At 63.6% G+C, this 17,791-nt stretch carries 11 protein-coding genes and 1 pseudogene; 3 read left to right on the top strand and 9 right to left on the bottom strand.

Features of this window, described 5'->3' with window-relative positions; genetic code table 11:
* Positions 1–18 precede the first annotated feature (18 nt).
* Both uraD and puuE read right to left on the bottom strand, forming a co-directional pair.
* Positions 19–534 (bottom strand): 2-oxo-4-hydroxy-4-carboxy-5-ureidoimidazoline decarboxylase, encoded by a 516-nt coding sequence (gene uraD, locus ONG87_RS12410; protein WP_264381368.1) that lies wholly within the window; start codon positions 532–534, stop codon positions 19–21.
* Positions 531–1,459 (bottom strand): annotated as a pseudogene (gene puuE / locus ONG87_RS12405) (allantoinase PuuE). The gene uraD and the pseudogene puuE overlap by 4 nt, the downstream one beginning before the upstream one ends.
* A gap of 328 nt (positions 1,460–1,787) precedes the next feature.
* Here puuE and uraH point away from each other — a divergent pair.
* Positions 1,788–2,141: a hydroxyisourate hydrolase gene (gene uraH, locus ONG87_RS12400; RefSeq protein ID WP_264381367.1), complete on the top strand. Its 354-nt coding sequence runs from the start codon at positions 1,788–1,790 to the stop codon at positions 2,139–2,141.
* Positions 2,142–2,169: 28 nt separating this feature from the next.
* Here the strand turns inward: uraH and ligD are convergent, their stop codons facing one another.
* Together ligD and egtB are read right to left on the bottom strand one after the other, a co-directional pair.
* Positions 2,170–4,758, bottom strand: coding sequence for a DNA ligase D (gene ligD, locus ONG87_RS12395; RefSeq protein ID WP_264381366.1), 2,589 nt, complete (start codon positions 4,756–4,758; stop codon positions 2,170–2,172).
* 33 nt (positions 4,759–4,791) lie between these two features.
* Positions 4,792–6,939 carry an ergothioneine biosynthesis protein EgtB gene (egtB, locus tag ONG87_RS12390; RefSeq protein ID WP_264381365.1) on the bottom strand — a complete coding sequence of 716 codons (2,148 nt, stop codon included), beginning with the start codon at positions 6,937–6,939 and terminating at the stop codon, positions 4,792–4,794.
* Positions 6,940–7,289: 350 nt separating this feature from the next.
* On the opposite strand from egtB, the gene ONG87_RS12385 reads away from it, so the two are divergent.
* Positions 7,290–8,174, top strand: a complete 885-nt coding sequence (locus ONG87_RS12385) for a LysR family transcriptional regulator (RefSeq protein WP_122477402.1) — start codon at positions 7,290–7,292, stop codon at positions 8,172–8,174.
* A gap of 206 nt (positions 8,175–8,380) precedes the next feature.
* Here the strand turns inward: ONG87_RS12385 and ONG87_RS12380 are convergent, their stop codons facing one another.
* From ONG87_RS12380 to mexE, 4 genes are all read right to left on the bottom strand, one after another.
* Positions 8,381–8,950 carry a GNAT family N-acetyltransferase gene (locus tag ONG87_RS12380; protein WP_264381364.1) on the bottom strand — a complete coding sequence of 190 codons (570 nt, stop codon included), beginning with the start codon at positions 8,948–8,950 and terminating at the stop codon, positions 8,381–8,383.
* 146 nt (positions 8,951–9,096) lie between these two features.
* Positions 9,097–10,509, bottom strand: a complete 1,413-nt coding sequence (locus ONG87_RS12375; RefSeq protein WP_264381363.1) for an efflux transporter outer membrane subunit — start codon at positions 10,507–10,509, stop codon at positions 9,097–9,099.
* On the bottom strand, positions 10,506–13,685 hold the full coding sequence (locus ONG87_RS12370; protein ID WP_122477407.1) for an efflux RND transporter permease subunit: 3,180 nt from the start codon (positions 13,683–13,685) through the stop codon (positions 10,506–10,508). Before ONG87_RS12370 ends, ONG87_RS12375 begins: the two co-directional genes overlap by 4 nt.
* A gap of 12 nt (positions 13,686–13,697) precedes the next feature.
* Positions 13,698–14,927, bottom strand: a complete 1,230-nt coding sequence (mexE, locus tag ONG87_RS12365; protein ID WP_122478236.1) for a multidrug efflux RND transporter periplasmic adaptor subunit MexE — start codon at positions 14,925–14,927, stop codon at positions 13,698–13,700.
* 371 nt (positions 14,928–15,298) lie between these two features.
* Between mexE and ONG87_RS12360 the strand changes: the two genes are divergently transcribed.
* Entirely contained in the window at positions 15,299–16,855 is a 1,557-nt protein-coding gene (locus ONG87_RS12360) for a TerC family protein (protein ID WP_264381362.1), read from the top strand.
* Positions 16,856–16,870: 15 nt separating this feature from the next.
* Here ONG87_RS12360 and rarD read toward each other — a convergent pair whose 3' ends face one another.
* Positions 16,871–17,755 (bottom strand): EamA family transporter RarD, encoded by an 885-nt coding sequence (rarD, locus tag ONG87_RS12355; protein ID WP_122796432.1) that lies wholly within the window; start codon positions 17,753–17,755, stop codon positions 16,871–16,873.
* Between the last annotated feature and the right edge of the window lie 36 nt (positions 17,756–17,791).

The raw sequence follows: 17,791 nt of genomic DNA, 5'->3' as shown, positions 1-17,791 counted from the left end.
ATGGCATGGCTGCAGCGGTTACAACGCTTGCAGACGAAACAGGGCGATCTTGTCGATTTCGCGCAATGCACAGCTGAATTCGTCTTCGGGAGAATGGCCGATACGCGTCTCGAAGGCCGCCAGGATCTGCTGCCGGTCGCTGCCCTTGACCGCCATGATGAACGGGAAGCCGAAGCGGGCACGATATGCATCGTTGAGCTCGGTGAAGCGCTGAAACTCCTCGGGGGTACATTGGCTGATGCCGGCACCGGCCTGCTCCTGGGTGCTGGCGGCGGTGAGCTGGCCCTGCACCGCAGCCTTGCCGGCCAGATCGGGGTGCGCATTGATCAATGCCATCAACCTGGCACGGTCGGCGTCGGCCACCACCTGGCTCATGCAGGCATGCACTGCCTCGATGTCGTCGCGACTGTCCACCGGCAGGCGCTCGAAAGCCTGCTCGGCGACCCAGGGCGAGTGCTCGTAGATATCACCGAACGCGGAGATGAAACCGGCGCGGCTCAGCCGTGAGGGTTGCAGGGTACGGAAGTGACTCATGGGCGAAGGCTGCCTGGGTAGGGGTGAACGGTCTGCCAGTGCCGGGCGATGTCCACGCGCCGTGCGCACCACACCTGCTCATGGCTCTGGACATAGTCAATGAAGCGCTTGAGCGATGCGAGGCGTCCGGGGCGGCCGATCAGGCGGCAATGCAGGCCTACCGAGAGCATCTTCGGCGCGTCCGCGCCTTCGGCATACAGCACGTCGAAGGCGTCCTTGAGGTACTCGAAGAAGTCGTCGCCCTTGTTGAAACCCTGCACCTGGGTGAAACGCATGTCGTTGGTGTCCAGCGTATAGGGGATCACCAGATGCCCATCGCGCGCATCGCTGCCCGGTTGCCAGTAGGGCAGATCGTCGTCGTAGGCGTCGCTGTCGTAGAGAAAACCGCCTTCTTCCATGACCAGGCGCCGGGTATTGGGGCCGGTGCGACCGGTATACCAGCCCAGCGGTCGCTGGCCAGTGATATCGGTGAGGATGCGAATGGCTTCGCGCAGGTGCTCGCGCTCCTGCGCTTCATCGATGTTCTGGTAGTCGATCCAGCGATAGCCGTGGCTGCAGATTTCATGGCCATCGGCAACCATGGCCCGGATGGCCTCGGGGTGGCGCTGCGCCGCCATGGCCACGGCAAAGACCGTCAAGGGAATGCCGGCGTTGCGAAACAGCTTGAGCACGCGCCACACGCCGGCGCGGCTGCCGTACTCATAGAGCGATTCCATGCTCATGTTGCGCTGGCCCTGCAACGGCTGAGCCGCGACCATTTCCGACAGGAACGCCTCGGACTCGCTGTCGCCATGCAGCACGTTGCGTTCGCCGCCTTCTTCGTAGTTGAGCACGAACGACACTGCAAGGCGGGCGTGGCCCGGCCACTGCGGATGAGGGGGTTGTCACCGTAGCCGATCAGGTCGCGGGGGTAGTCGGGGCTCACCGCAGGCTTCCTTCTGTGCGTGGCAGAACGGGCTCGACGACGCACCCGGGAAGGGCCCGCTTCGCGCTTGAACGGATTGTATACATCGGCATGGGCAATTTGTAAGCTCGCGTCATTGGCGGATAGATGGCTTCATCCTTGCAGAAGCACTTGCCCAGAGTCTTGCAAAAAACCTGCCCGGTCGGTCAGCAATAAGGATCTTCCGGCATTTTTGGTTCGGCTCCTTTGCAACGTGCCACGCGCCATGCCCCGTTTCGGCGCGAATCGCCCGTTCCCGCTCTTCCACGGTGCGCGTTGAACGCACCCCTTCATCAGGTGAACATCGACCATGGGACGCTTGACCACACATGTATTGGACACCGCACATGGGTGCCCTGGTAACGCCATCCAAGTGCGCCTGTACCGGGTCGAGGGCGAGCAGCTGCAGCTGCTGGCAACGGCCGTGACCAATGCCGACGGGCGTTGCGACGTGCCGTTGCTCGAAGGCGAGCACTACCGTTCGGGCGTCTATCAGCTGCATTTTGCCGGCGGCGACTACTACCGTGCCCGTGGCACGCTCATGGTTGCGCCGGCTTTTCTCGACGAGATCGTGCTGCGCTTCGGCATCGACGCCACCCAGGCGCACTACCATGTGCCCCTGCTGCTTTCACCCTACAGCTACTCCACCTACCGCGGCAGCTGAGCGGCGTTGCTGCCGGGTGAGCGTGCGCTCACTTGAGCCCGAGCTTCTTGCGCATCGCAACGGTGATGCTCTGGCGGGTGGTGAAAAAATCCGCCCACGGATCGTCATCCATCTCTGCCATGCGTTCGAGCACGCTGTCGATGTTCCAATGGTCGCCACCCTTGATCTGTGCCACCTCGTCACGGGTGACCGGCACTGACACCGGCAAGCCGTCACGCGCCCGTGCGGCGTAGGCGCAGGCCGTGGTCGCGCCGAGGCCATTGCGCAGGTAGTCGATGAAGATCTTTCCAACACGATTTTTCGGGCCGGACACGGCGCTGAAGCGCTCCGGCATCAGCCTGGCCATGTGCTCGACCACGGCGCGGCTGAACGCCTTGACCTCGTCCCAACCCAGCTTGCGGGTGATCGGCACCACCACGTGCATGCCTTTGCCGCCGCTGGTCTTGAGAAACGATGCGAGGCCCAGTTCGTCGAGCAGGGTCTGGGTCAATTGGGTGGCTTCGACCATGCTTTTCCAGGGCAGCGCTGGATCGGGGTCCAGGTCGAGCACGAACCGGTCCGGATGTTCGAAATCCTTGCTGGTCGCGTTCCAGGTGTGCAGCTCCAGCGTGCCCATCTGCACCGCGCCGAGCAGCGCCTGGCCGTCGTTGATGACCATGGCGGCCTGGCCTGCCTCTTCCTTGTCGAAGGTGACGATGTGCGGGATCGCCAGGTGGCCTGCGTGCTTCTGGAAGAACAGTTCGCCGCCCACCCCGTCGGGCGCTCGTACCAGCGCCACCGGACGCTGCTTGAGGTGCGGCAGCAACCAGGGTGAAATGCGCCCGTAGTATTCGGCCAGTTGCATTTTGGTGGTACCGCTGGCGGCATCGATCACCCGTTCCGGGTGGGTGATGCGCACCTGACCGACCAGGTCTGCGTCGTCTGCCTTGGTAGCCGCCTTGCGAGGTGTCTTTTTCGGCTTCACGAGTCGAGGGGGGTCGCTGGCTTTCGCAGCCGGCTTGTCTGCAGTGATCTTCCTGGCGGGCTTGTCGCTGCGCAAACCATGGAAAACCGCATGGCGAACGGCCCCGTCACGGGTCATTTCGGCATACGCCACTTCCGCCAGAAGCGTTGGCTGCAACCAGTGCACGCCACGTGCGTCGGCGCCTTTGGGCGGGTTGCCGAGCGCCGGATCGTCGGTTTTCAGCGACTGCAGCTGCGCGTGCAGGCTTCGCAGCGTGGCTTCACTGAAGCCGGTGCCGACCTTGCCGGCATAGCGCAACTCGCCGCTGTCGGCATCATGCAGGCCCAGCAGCAAGGCGCCGAATGCGCTGCGGCTGCCCTTGGGCTCGGTGTAGCCGACGATGACGAACTCCTGGCGCCGCTTGCACTTGAGCTTGATCCAGTCACTGCTGCGCCGCGAGACATAAGGGCTGCCGACACGCTTGCCGATCAGCCCCTCCATGTTCATCTGGCACGCGCTGGCGAGCAGGGATTCGGCCGAGTCGGCAAAGTCGTCGGAGAATTTCAGGGCATCGTCCTCGTTGGCTTCCAGTACCTTCGCCAAGGCACTGCGGCGCTGCTCGACAGGCACTTCGCGCAGGTCCATGCCGTTGAGGTAAGGCATGTCGAACAGGTAGAAGACGATGTCGCCGCTGTGTTGCTCTTCGAAGGCATTCTGCAGAGCCTGGAAATCCGGCACGCCTTGTCCGTTGGTCACGACCACTTCACCGTCCAGCCAGGCCGACTGCAAGCCCAGGGCCGCAAGTGCCTTGGCCTGGCGCGGCATCCTGGCGGTCCAGTCGTGGCCGTTGCGCGTGAACAGGCGGACCTCGGCGTCTTCGATGCGCGCAACGATACGGTAACCGTCGAACTTGATCTCGTAGCGCCAGTCACCGTCCGGGGCGGTGTCCACCAAGGTCGCCAGCTCGGGCTTGAGGCTGGCCGGCAACGCAGCGGCGCGTGCGCCTTGCAGCTGCACACCTTTGCCAGTGGCCCGGGGTTTGGCTGCCGGCTTGGCCACGGATTTGTCGGACGTCTTGGTCGATACTTTGCTTTTGCGCTCGCGCGGGACTAGGGTGCGCTCGCTGAGGACGCTGTCGGGCTGGGCCTCCAGCACATCGTATTCGGCCAAGGGACGCGCGGCCTCGTCCTTGGACTTTATCAGGAACCACTGCTCACGCTTGCCAGGCATATGGGTTTTGACCAGGTTCCACGCGCCAGCCAATTTCTCGCCCTGCAGCACGAACTTGAGCTTGCCCTTTTCATAGCCTTGGCGAGGGTCGCCCTCAGGGATCCAGGTGCCGCGGTCCCAGACGATCACGTCCCCGGCACCGTAGTGCCCCTCGGGAATGTTGCCTTCGAAGCCGGCGTAATCCAGCGGGTGGTCTTCGACATGAACCGCCAGGCGTCGAGCCTTCGGGTCCAGCGATGGACCCTTGGGCACCGCCCAGCTTTTCAGGGTGCCATCGAGTTCCAGGCGAAAGTCATAGTGCAAGTGACTGGCGTCGTGCTTCTGGATGCAGAACTGCAGGGCCTGAGCGGCCTTGCCGCGCTTGCCGCTGCGTGCGCCGCCCGAAGGCTCCGGGGTGGCATCGAAGTCACGCTTGCGGTTGTACTCCTCCAATGCCTTGCTCATGGCGTTCCTCACTCATGATGCGCTGCAGCAGGATCAGCGCAGACAGAACAGCGCCACCTGCGGCGACTCACCGACCCATTGGTCGCTGACTTCCCAGCCGGCCGCGGCGGCCAGTTCGGTAAAGGATTGCACGGTGAACTTGTGCGAGTTCTCGGTGTGCAGCCGTTCCCCTGCCTTGAAGGCGAACGTGCGTCCCGCCACACGAACCTGTTGCGCCTTGCGGCTGACCAGGTGCATTTCGATCCGTTCGTAGTCGGGGTTCCATACCGCCAAATGGTCGAAGGCCTGTTCGTCGAAGTCGGCGTCGAGCTCGCGATTCATGCGCGTCAGCAGGTTTTTGTTGAAGCGTGCCGTAACCCCCGCAGCGTCATCGTAGGCAGCCTCCAGGGTGGCGATGTCCTTGACCATGTCGACCCCGATGACGAAACGCGCGTCGGGCCCCAGCAGCTCGCGGGCCGAACGCAGAAAACGCACGGCTTGCGGGCGAGTGAAGTTGCCCAGCGTCGAACCCGGGAAGAAGCCGACGCGCGGGTGGCCACGGGTTTCCTCCGGCAGGTGCAGGGCACGGGTGAAATCATCGACCAGCGGGGCGATGCGCAGGGCAGGGTAGCGCTGGCGCAGCTGGGCGCCGGCCCGTTCGAGCGCGTTGCTGCAGATATCGATCGGTACGTACAGGCCGATCTGCGGCACGGCATTCAGCAACAGACGTACCTTGTCGCAGGCACCGGCGCCGAATTCGACCAGCGCTGCATCTTCGGCGATCAGCGCAGAGAGCTGCGGCGCGATTTCGGTCAGCAGGGCAGTTTCCGCACGCGTTGGATAGTACTCGGGCAATGTGCAGATGGCTTCGAACAGCTGCGAGCCTTGGGTATCGTAGAAATACTTGGGTGAAATCGACTTCTGTGGGGCTAACAGCCCGGTCACTGCATCGCGAGCGAACTCGTCGCTGCCATCGTTGCGGGCGCTGTACGGTGTCACGTCGCGCGCCAGGCGCAGGCTCGAGAACATCCAGCGGCAGGCCGGGCCGAAAAAGTTGCGATAGGTGGGGCGACTGTGGCCGACCGGGGTAATGCTGGCGCCGCCGCGCAGCACCATCTGGTTGATCATGAACTTGCCGTTGTATTCACCCACGGCGCTGACTGCCGGCTGAAAACCGGGGTAGGCGCTGTAGGCGCTCTGCGTCCATTGCCAGGCCACATCGTCGAGCTGCTGCAGTTGCCCGGTGCCGGCGGCAATTTCCCATTCCGCTTCAGTGGGCAGGCGTGCGCCGGCCCATTGGGCGAAGGCTGCCGCCTCGTAATAGCTGATGTGCACCACCGGGGCGTCGAGCTGCAGGGGTTGCAGTCCGCGCAGGCTCATCTCCTGCCAGTTGCCGGCGTTGTCCTGCTGCCAGTAGAACGGCGCATGCCAGCCTTCGCCCTGGACCGTCGCCCAGCCGTCCGCCAGCCACAGCCCCGCCTGGGTGTAGCCACCGGCTTCGACGAATTCCAGCCACTCGCCGTTGGTGACCAGGCGATCGGCGATTTCGAATGCCTGGGCGAATACCTTGTGCCGCGGGCCTTCGTTGTCGAAGGCGAAGCCATCGCCCGCGTGACCGATCTCCACCAATCCGCCGGCATGCCCGATGAACCGGCCACGCTGGCCAGTTGCGTCGACGGGCCATGCCGGGTCGTAGGCAGATTTGAGCGCCGACAGGCTGAACAAGTGCAGGATGTCCATCAGCAACAGCTCTTGATGCTGTTGCTCGTGGGACAGGCCCAGTTCGATCAGTGCGTAAACTTCCGGCGCAAGGTCGCCGCTCAACAGGTCTTGCATGTGCTGGTCGACATGGGCGCGGTAGGCGCGTACCCGGTCCAGCCCCGGACGGGTCATCAGGCCACGTTGTGGACGCGGCTGGCGCGGTCCGACGGCTTCGTAGTAGGAGTTGAAGAGGTAACAGAAATCGGGGTCGAAGGGCGTGTAGTGCGGCAGCTGTTCGGCCAGCAGAAACGTCTCGAAGAACCAGGTGGTGTGCGCCAGGTGCCATTTGGCCGGGCTCGCATCGGGCATCGATTGCGCGCCCATGTCTTCGGCGCTGAGCGGGCTGGCCAGGTGTTCGCTGTGGCGACGCACCTGGTTGAAGCGTTGCAGCAGGTCGTGCAGGGGGATGACGGGCACGGCGTGCTGGGAAAGACTATTCATCAAGAGGCTGCTCCGACGGCTCCGTCGATGGCGACGATGGGAAACGGGCGCGGGAGCGTTTTTCTATCGCTTTCCGCACGAGCGCCGTTGAGCTTCAACGACGGGCTAAAGGGTGTGACTGTGCAACCCCCGGCAGGTTCGCCCGCTCATCGAAAACCCTTGGCCTGACGCATTGCGGCGCCTGCCGACGCGGCTCGCGCCGCTGCTACAGATGCTCGGGCCGGCTCTGTGCGGTGTTCCCGGATGCAGCTTACGATCTCTGTAGCAGCGGCGCGAGCCGCGTCCGGGGGCACTGCGGTTGTTCAGGCCGGAAGGCTGTTCCACAATGCATTGTCAACCAAGGAGTGACGATGAACGCTTTCGAAGACATGCGGCTTTTCGTTCAGGTGCTGGAATCACGCAGCTTCACCGCCGCTGCCGAGCAGTTGGGGATTTCCAAGCAGTACATCAGTCGGCGCTTGATGCAGCTGGAAAACCGTCTCGGCGCGCGCTTGCTCAATCGCTCCACCCGACGCCTCGACGTGACCGCCCTGGGCCAGAGCTACTACGACTCGGCCGTGCGCCTGCTGGCAGAAGTGGAACAGGTCGAGCAGGGCATAGCCGGGCAGGCTGCCGAACCCCGTGGCGTCTTGCGCGTGAGTGCGCCGCTGTCGTTTGCAATGGCACAACTCAGCGCCCTGATGCCGCGATTTCTCCAGCGCTATCCCCAGGTGCAGGTCGAAATGGACCTCAGCGACCGCCCGGTCGACCTGCTCGGCGAGGGCTACGACCTCGTCCTGCGCATCGGCATGCTGGAAGACTCATCGCTGATCGCTCGGCGCATTGCCTCCATCGCACGCGTCTACTGTGCCAGCCCTGGCTACCTTGCTGAACGCGGCATCCCGGCCACCCCGCAAGAGCTGGCGGCCCACGACTGCTTGCCTTACGGTCACGCGCGGCAAGTACAGTGGCGTTTCCAGGTGGACGGCAAACCGTTGGTAATCGGCGTGGGCGGGCGTCTGCGTGCCAACAACGGCGAACTGCTCTGCGAGGCTGCCGTGGCCGGCATGGGGATCGCCTACCTGCCTCGGTTCATCGTCCAGCAGGCAATCACATCAGGACAGTTGCAGACCGTACTCGATGACTTCGTAACCGAGCCGCTAGCGTTGTCGGCGGTGTATCCGCAGCATCGACAGACATCGCGGCCGGTGCAGGTGTTGATCGAGTTCCTGCGCGAGCATCTGGGCAATCTCTGAGGCCCGCGTTGCACCTGTGCGCAGAATCAGACGTGGCTCAACGCGATACCGAATGAAACGACGATCATGCAGCACAGAGTCAGGTTGATATTCATCGGGACGAAATCCTTGGCGTGGTAAGGGGACCTATACTGCTGATCCCGCGCCCTGAAGAAAAATTCCGTTTTTCGATAGCCATCATCGACTTCCGTGATGCCGGTAACGGTTCAGCGCGTGCGCCGCGGCCGCGACACCACCGACTCGATGTTCTTGCGACCGATCAACCGGGTCGGCGGCGCAGATTCCTCGGCCAGCCACTTGTACATCACCAGGCAATCCACCAGCCCCTGTTGCGCATGCCGATAAGCCCGCGGCAGGCGCCCGACGGTTTCGAACCCCAGCTTGTGCCACAGGGCCACTGCCACTTCGTTACTGGCTACCACCGAGTTGAACTGCATGGCCAGGAAACCACTGTCGCGTGCCACCTGCTGCGAGTGCTCGCACATCATTCGCGCCACGCCACGGCCGCGCGCCGCCTCGGTGACCATGTAGCCGCAGTTGCACACATGATTGCCAGGGCCTGCGGCATTGGCCTTGAGGTAGTAGCTGCCCAACAGCTGGCCTTGTTCATCCTCGGCAACGAAGGTATGCAAGGGCAGTTGCAGCCAGGTGTGCTCGGCGGCCTCGCGGGTCATGGCCGGATCGTAGGCGTAGGTCTGCTGACCCTGGACCACCGCATTGAAGGTGGGCCAGAAACGTTCGAAATCGGAGGGGGTCATGGGGCGGATGCTGATCATGGGGCGCTCGCTGCGGATCGGGGTCGGCCCACCGCAGGCCGCTGCCAGGCAGACATGCCCGACAGCGGCCCCCGAGGTGCCTGGATGGCGCCTATCCTACCATCGACCGTCGACGTTTTTCCCGCGTGACGGCGGCCGTTCCCGGGCTACCGGCGTGCCAGCGTGTCCGGCTGCCAGCCACCGCCCAGTGCCTTGTAGATTGCCACGATGCCGCGATACAGCTCGGTTTCGCCCTGGGCCTGGGCGTCTTCGGCGCTCAAGCGCTCGCGCTCGGCATCGAGCAGCACCAGGTAATCGGCCGTGCCTTCGCGGTACTGGATCGACGCCAGCGCCGCCGCGGCGCGGCTGGAATCGCTCTGGCGCATCAAGGCCTGCAGACGCTGCTGGCGCTTGCCGTAGTCACTGAAGGCGTTTTCCGATTCCTCCAGCGCCAGCAACACATCCTGCTCGTAGCTGGCCAGCGCGCCCTCTGCATCGGCGTTGGCTGCGCGAATCTGCGCGCGCACGCTGCCCAGATCGAAAGCCGCCCAGGTGATGCTCGGCCCCAGGCCCCAGGCATTGGCTGCCGACGAACCGATCTGCGAACCACGCGCTGCGGTGAACCCAAGGAAACCAGTGAGGGTGACCCGTGGGAACAGATCGGCGGTGGCCACGCCGATCTGTGCGGTGGCGGCTGCCAGTCGGCGTTCGGCACTGCGAATGTCCGGACGACGGCGCAGCAACTGGGTCGGATCACCGATCGGCAGCGCCTTGGCAATGGCCGGCAGCTGCGCCGGGCTCAGATCGACGCTGAGTTGATCGGGGCGCTGGCCGAGCAGGGTGGCGATGCGGTTGCGTGCCCGCACCTGCTCGGCCTGCAGCTGCGGCACGGTCGCTTCGACCGCGGCCAGGCGTGCATCGGCACGCACCACGTCCAGTTGATTGCCGACGCCGGCTTCCTCCAGGCTGCGGGTGATGCCGCGCGAATCCTGCTGGTTCTTCAGGTTGGCCAGGGCGATCTTCTCGCGCAACTGAGCGCCGCGCAGTTGTCCGTAGGCATCCACCAGGTCCGCGATCAACGTGACCTGCAACTGCTGCAGGTTGGCCGCGGCTTCACCCTGCTGGGCGTAACTGACTTCCAACTGACGCTGGATGCGCCCGAACAAATCGACTTCCCAGGCCATGTCCAGGCCCAGGTCGTAGCGCTCGGTATTGACCCGGTCGTTGGTCTGGCCAGGTATCTGGCTCTTGCCGATCTCGCTGCTGGCGCGGCTGGTCACCACCGGGAAGCGATCGTTGGCCACGTCGTCGCGGATCGCCCGAGATGCCTTGAGGCGGGCGAAGGCCACGCGCAGCTCGCGGTTGCCCTGCAGCGATTCGTTGACCAGCCGATTGAGCGTCGGGTCGTCGAATTGCTGCCACCACACCGCATCGAACTGCTCGGCGCGGTAGTAACGAGCATCTTGCGCAGCCGCCACGGTCGCATCCAACGCCTGCGGCGCGCGGTAGTCAGGGCCCACCGCGCACGCGGCCAGGGCCATCACCAGCAGGCTGGGCAGAAGGGGTTTCAAGCGGTTCATGGTTGTACCTCAAGCTTGAGCGCGCGATCCGCCTTGCGGGCCTGGCGACGCTCGACATGGCGACGGATCAGCACGAAGAACACCGGGGTCAGCAGCAGGCCGAAGAAAGTCACCCCCAGCATGCCGGAGAACACTGCCACGCCCATGGCATGGCGCATCTCGGCACCTGCGCCGGACGACAGCACCAGCGGCACCACGCCCATGATGAACGCGAACGAGGTCATCAGGATCGGCCGTAGCCGCAAGCGGCATGCCTCCAGCACGGCGGCCAGCGGGTCGAGGCCTTCCTCCTGCTTGTCCTTGGCGAATTCGACGATCAGGATCGCGTTCTTGCACGCCAGTCCGACCAGCACGATCAGGCCGATCTGGGTGAAGATATTGTTGTCGCTGCCCGCGATCATCACCCCGGCAATCGCCGAGAGCAGGGTCATGGGCACGATCAGGATCACCGCCAGCGGCAGGCTCCAGCTTTCGTACTGCGCCGCCAGCACCAGGAAGGCCAGCAGCACGCACAGCGGGAACACGAACAGGGCGGTGTTGCCTGCCAGAATCTGCTGGTAGGTCAGCTCGGTCCATTCGTAGGCCATGCCGTTGGGCAGTTCGTCCTTGAGCAGCTTCTCCACCGCCGCCTGGGCCTGGCCCGAACTGTAGCCGGGTGCAGCCGCGCCGTTGATTTCCGCCGTGACAAAGCCGTTGTAGTGCATCACGCGATCAGGCCCTGCGGTATCGCTGACCTTGATGAACGTGGCCAGCGGGATCATCTCGCCGCGATCGTTGCGCACCTTGAGCTGGCCAATCTGCTCGGCCTCCAGGCGGAACTGCTGCTCGGCCTGGACGTTGACCTGATAGGTGCGCCCGAAGCGGTTGAAGTCGTTGGCGTACAGCGAGCCCAGGTACACCTGCAGGGTATCGAAGATATCGCTGATGGCCACGCCATGGGTCTTGGCCTTTTCCCGATCGATCGAGGCATCCACCTGCGGCACGTTCACTGTGTAGCTGGTGAACAGCCCGGCCAGTTCCGGCACGCTGCGGCTCTTGGCGATGATGTTCTGGGTCTGCTTGTACAACTCGTCATAGCCCAGGTTGCCGCGATCCTGAACCTGCAGGCGGAAACCACCGATGGTGCCCAGGCCCATCACCGGCGGTGGTGGGAAGATCGCCATGTAGGCGTCCTGGATACCGGCGAACTTGCCGTTGAGCTCGGCGGCGATGGCATTGGCCGACAGGCTGGCGTCCTTGCGCTGATCGAAGTCCTTGAGCGCGACGAACACGATGCCGTTGTTCGGGCTGTTGGTGAAGCCGTTGATCGACAGGCCGGGGAAGGCGATGGCGTTCTCCACGCCTGGCTGCTTCAAGGCGATGTCCGACATGCGCTTGATCACATCTTCGGTGCGGTCCAGGCTGGCGGCGTCCGGCAACTGCGCGAACGCCACCAGGTACTGCTTGTCCTGGGAAGGCACGAAACCGGTTGGGGTGTTGGCGAAACCGAACCAGGTCAGCACCATGAACCCTGCATACACCAGCATCGCGATACCGCTGCTGCGGATCACCCGCGCCACGGTGCCGACATAGCCATGGCTGGCCTTTTCGAAGAAGCGGTTGAACGGCCGGAACAGCCAGCCGCCGAGCAGTTTGTCGAGCAGCCGGGAGAAGCGGTCCTTGGGTGCGTCGTGTGCCCTGAGCAGCACGGCCGCCAGCGCCGGCGACAGGGTCAACGAGTTGAACGCCGAAATGACCGTGGAAATGGCGATGGTCAGGGCGAACTGCTTGTAGAACTGCCCGGTGAGCCCGGAGATGAACGCTGCCGGCACGAACACCGCACACAGCACCAGCGCAGTGGCGATGATCGGCCCGGTCACTTCGCGCATGGCCCGCTCGGTGGCGGCCACCGGTTCCAGCCCCAGCTCGATGTTGCGCTCGACGTTCTCTACCACCACGATGGCGTCGTCCACGACGATACCGATGGCCAGCACCAGTCCGAACAGCGACAACGCGTTGAGCGAAAAGCCGAACATGTGCATGACGGCGAAGGTGCCGATCAGCGACACCGGCACGGCCACCAGCGGAATGATCGAGGCGCGCCAGGTCTGCAGGAACAGGATCACCACCAGCACGACCAGGATCAGCGCTTCGAACAAGGTGTGTACCACCGCCTCGATCGAGCCGCGCACGAAGATGGTCGGGTCGTAGACGATGCTGTAGTCCATGCCTTCAGGGAACGACTGCTTGAGTTCGGCCATTTTCGCCCGAACCTGATTGGACACGTCGATGGCATTGGAACCGGGGCGCTGGAAGATCGGCAGGGCCACCGCCGGTTGGTTGTTCAGCAGCGAGCGCAACGCGTATTGGCTGGAACCCAGCTCCACGCGGGCAATGTCCTTGAGCCGGGTGATTTCGCCGTCGTCGGCGGCGCGCACGACGATGTTCTCGAATTCTTCCTCGGTGACCAGGCGGCCCTGGGTGTTGACCGACATCTGGAAACTGGTGGCGTTGGGCGCAGGCGGCGCGCCCAGCTGGCCAGCGGCAACCTGACGGTTCTGCTCACGAATGGCGGTGACCACGTCGGTGGCCGTCAGGTTGCGCGAAGCGGTCTTGTTCGGGTCAAGCCAGACCCGCAGCGAGTAGTCGCCCATGCCGAACAACTGCACGTCGCCAATGCCATTGAGCCTGGCCAGTTCGTCCTTGATGTTCAAGGTCGCGTAGTTGGACAGGTAGAGCATGTCGTAGCGCTGGTCGGGGGAGGTCAGGTGGACCACCATGGTCAAGTCCGGTGAGGCCTTGTCCACGGTAATGCCGATCCGCGTGACTTCTTCGGGCAGCTTGGGTTGGGTGCGCGTCACTCGGTTCTGCACCTGCACCTGGGCATTGTCCAGATCGGTGCCCAAAGCGAAGGTCAGGGTCAGGGTCAGCTTGCCGTCGGCGGTAGACTGCGAGGACATGTACAGCATGTTCTCGACACCGGTGATGGCCTGCTCGAGCGGCGCGGCCACGGTTTCACCGATGACCTTGGGGTTGGCGCCGGGGAAGCTGGCACGCACCACCACGGTCGGCGGGACCACTTCGGGGTACTCGCTGATCGGCAGCTGGAACAGCGAGATGGCGCCGGCGATCAGAATGATCAGCGACAGCACGGCGGCGAAGATCGGCCGCTTGATGAAGAATTGAGAGAAGTTCATCGCAGTGATCTCTTAACCGCGTGGAGTCGAAACGCTGGCAACCTTGACCGCAGCAGCGGGCGTGTTGCTGGCTTCCAGGGCATGGCGCTGTTCGGCCAGGGCGGCGAGGGTGGCAGGGCTGGCCATCTGGGCGACTTCGGGATCGACCTGGGAACCGGGACGAACCCGCTGCAGGCCATTGATGACGATGCGCTCATCCTTGTTCAGGCCACTGCGCACGATGCGCAGGCCCTCCAGCTTGGGGCCCAACTCGATGCTGCGGTAGGCGGCCTTGTTGTCCTGGTCCATCACCAGCACAAACTTCTTGCCCAGGTCGGTGCCCACCGCTTCGTCCTTGATCAGCACTGCCGAATAGGTGGCGCTGCCCACTAGTTTCAGCCGTGCGTACAGGCCGGGGGTGAAGCTGCCGTCCTTGTTGTCGAACACGGCGCGACCGCGGATGGTCCCGGTCTTGGGATTGACCTGGTTGTCGACGAAATTCATGTGCCCCAGGTGCGGGTTGCCCGCCTCGTTGGACAGCCCCAGATACACCGGGGTGGTCTGGCCGCGCTGGCCCTGGCGGGCGAGCTGGGTGTACTTGAGGTACACGCGCTCGTCGGCATCGAAGTAGGCATACACCTTGTCGGTAGAGACCACGCTGGTCAGCGGCGTCACGTCGGCGCTGACGATGTTGCCTGCGGTTATTTCAGCACGGCTGACGCGCCCGGAAATCGGCGCCGTGACGCGGGTGAAGCTCAGGTTCAGCCGGGCCAGGTCGAGCTGTGCCTGGATGCCGGCGAGCGCGGCGCGCGACTCTTGCGCCGCGGTGGCACGGGTCTCGGCCAGCTCGGCGGAAATGGCGTTGCTCGCCTGCAGGCGCTGTCCACGCTGCGCTTCGTTGTCGCTGCGTGCGGAGCTGGCACGGGCCTGTTGAAGTTGCGCTTCCAGGCGCCGCACTTCGGCCTGGAAAGGCCGCGGATCGATCTGGAACAGCAGGTCGCCCTTGTTCACCAGGGCGCCCTCGGTGAAGGCTACCTGGTCAATCTGGCCCGACACGCGTGGGCGAATCTCGACGGTTTCCGGTGCTTCCAGGCGCCCGGTGAACTCGTCCCATTCATTGACCGGCTGTTCCAGCACCTGGGCCACGGTAACCTTGGGTGCAGCAGGCGCCTGAGCGACATCGGGTGTTTTTCCGCAAGCGGCGATGACCATCAGCGCAAGGGCCGCCAACGGAAAACGCAACGGAGTGAGTGACTGGTGCATGTGCAGATCCGCCAAGTGAAGTAAGGGAGCATCAACGATGGGCGGATCATGCGGCGCAGACGGGACAATCGACGAATCGAATGGTTCGAAGGTAACTATCATTGCGAATGATGAACATCATCGGAAGTGCTTGATTTTCCGGAAAAATACAAAGCTAGCTAACGATTTTTACAGGCCAGCACCTGACGGCAGGGCACAGCCCCAAGGCACAGCCGTACAAGCCTTGAAATACTTTCCCGCTGTAGGAATCAGTACGCCGGGCGGTAGGATCAGACTCCGAAACTACTCAAGACCTCTATGAATCCCGTCACGGAACCTCCCAGTCCCGCGCTTCATGCAACATCCTCCTTCTGCCTGATGAGTACCCTTCCATGGAATGGCTAGCCGACCCCACGGCCTGGCTAGGCCTGGCGACCCTGATCGTCCTGGAACTGGTACTGGGCATCGACAACCTGGTATTCATCGCGATTCTCGCCGACAAGCTGCCCCCGCATCAGCGTGACCGCGCGCGGGTGATCGGCCTGTCGCTGGCGTTGATCATGCGCCTGGGCCTGCTGGCCAGCATTTCCTGGATGGTGACGCTGACCGAGCCGCTGTTCGAGGTGTTCGGCAAATCGTTCTCCGGGCGCGACCTGATCATGCTGTTCGGCGGTATCTTCCTGCTGTTCAAGGCGACCATGGAGTTGCATGAAAGGCTCGAAGGCCATGTCGCGCAGCGGGCTGGCGTCAAGACCTACGCCCTGTTCTGGCCAATCGTCGCGCAGATCGTCGTGCTGGACGCTGTGTTCTCCCTGGATGCGGTGATCACCGCCGTGGGCATGGTGGACGAATTGTCGATCATGATGATCGCGGTGATCTTCTCCATCGGCCTGATGATCATCGCCAGCAAGCCGTTGACGCGCTTCGTCAACGGCCACCCGACCGTGATCATGCTGTGCCTGGGCTTCCTGATGATGATCGGCTTCGCCCTGACCGCCGAAGGCCTGGGCTTCCACATCCCCAAGGGTTATCTCTACGCCGCGATCGGTTTCTCGATTCTCATCGAGGTGTTCAACCAGATCGCTCGGGCACGGCGCAAGCACAAGCATCAGGACCGGCCGATGCGCGAGCGTACCGCCCACGCCGTGCTGCGCCTGCTGGGTGGCCGGCGTCCGGCCAGCGAAGCCATGGACGAGGAAATCGAAGACCTGGTGGGCCAGGAGCAGAGCGAAGCGCTGTTCGATCGACGTGAGCGGGTGATGATCAGTGGGGTGTTGAACCTGGCCGAAAAACCCATCCGCAGCATCATGACCGTGCGTGCCCAGGTTGACTGCCTGGACCTGGGTGCGTCGCGCGAAGTCACCGAGCAGACCTTGATGCAGTCGTCCTACTCACGCCTGCCATTGATCGCACAAGGCCAGGTGGACGAGCCTCTGGGTTTCGTGCACAAGAAGGAGTTGCTCAAGCAACTGCTGGCGGGCGACGCACCGGACCTGGCCAGCCTGGCGCGCCAGCCGATCAACCTGCTCGAAACCTTCAGCATTCTCAACGCCCTGGAGCAGATGCGTGCGCAGTCCACGCACATTGCCTTCGTGGTCAACGAGTTCGGTGGCTTCATCGGCATTCTGACCATGACCGACATTCTCGAGTCGATTGCCGGCGAGCTGCCCGACGCCAGCGAAGTGCAGGCCCCCGATATCGTCGAGCAGGAAGAGGGCTATCGCGTGAGTGCAGCGTTGGACCTCAAGCAGCTGCAGACGCGCATCGGTTTCGATGCAGCGCCGACCAATGACTACCAGACCCTGGCGGGCATGGTCATGAGTCTGCTGGACCGTTTGCCCAAGCAAGGCGACACGCTGCAATGGGAGCAATGGAGCCTGACCGTGCTGACCGTGGAGGAGCGCCGGGTCAAACAGGTGCTCCTGCGCAAGCAAGCGCTGGAGGTGTAGCGAAACCGCGAGCAATCACACGGCGCGACGCGAGCGCGCCAAGTGCTTGGCGCCTTCGAACATCAGCACCAGCACCGCCAGCCAGATCGGCAAGTAGGTCAGCCACTGGTCTGGCGCGATGCTCTCGCCCAGCAGCAATGCCACCCCCACCAACAGCACCGGCTCGACGTAGCTGAGCAGCCCGAACAGGCTGAATGGCAACAGACGGCTGGCCATCACGTAGCAGATCAACGCCGATGCACTGATGACGCCAAGAATCGGTATCAGAGCGTACAGCAGCGGTCGCGCTTCCATGTCGGCCGGCGACAGCTGCCCTTGCACGATGAACAGCAGCGCGGCCGGCAGCATCAGGCACATGTCCGTCCATAAACCGCCCAGGTGATCATTGCCGCACGCGCGACGCAACACGAAATACACCGGATAGCCGGCAGCCACGAGCAACGTTTCCCAGGCGAACCGACCATGCTGGAACAACTCGTGGCCTACACCGCAGGCTGCGCAGAACACCGCCAGCTTCTGCAGGTGCGAGAGCTGTTCGCCATACACCAGGCGGCCTGTGAGGACCATGGTCAGCGGCAGCAGAAAATAACCTAACGACACTTCCAGGCTGCGCCCGTGCAGCGGCGCCCAGAGGAACAGCCACAGCTGCACACCCATCAGCGCCGAGGTACCTATGGAGCCCAGCAGCAGCACCGGGCGCTGGGCAATGTTGCGCCACACCCTGGCGACCAGATGCAGATCGGCACTGAGCCACATGAACAGGGTCACGCACGGCAAGGTCAGCAGCATGCGCCAGCCGAACATCTCTTCGCCGCTCAGCGGTGTCAGCAGCGAGGTATAGAAATACATCACGGCGAACAGAGTGGACGCTGTGACGGACGTGATGATGCCTTTGGACACGGGAGCCTCGAAGCGCGAAAAACCTGACTGAGCCGA

It is taken from the genome of Pseudomonas sp. MM227 (assembly GCF_947090715.1).
Classification (GTDB): domain Bacteria; phylum Pseudomonadota; class Gammaproteobacteria; order Pseudomonadales; family Pseudomonadaceae; genus Aquipseudomonas; species Aquipseudomonas baltica.
Note: the sequence above shows the minus strand (reverse complement) of the source record. Positions and strands in the feature narration are given on the sequence as shown.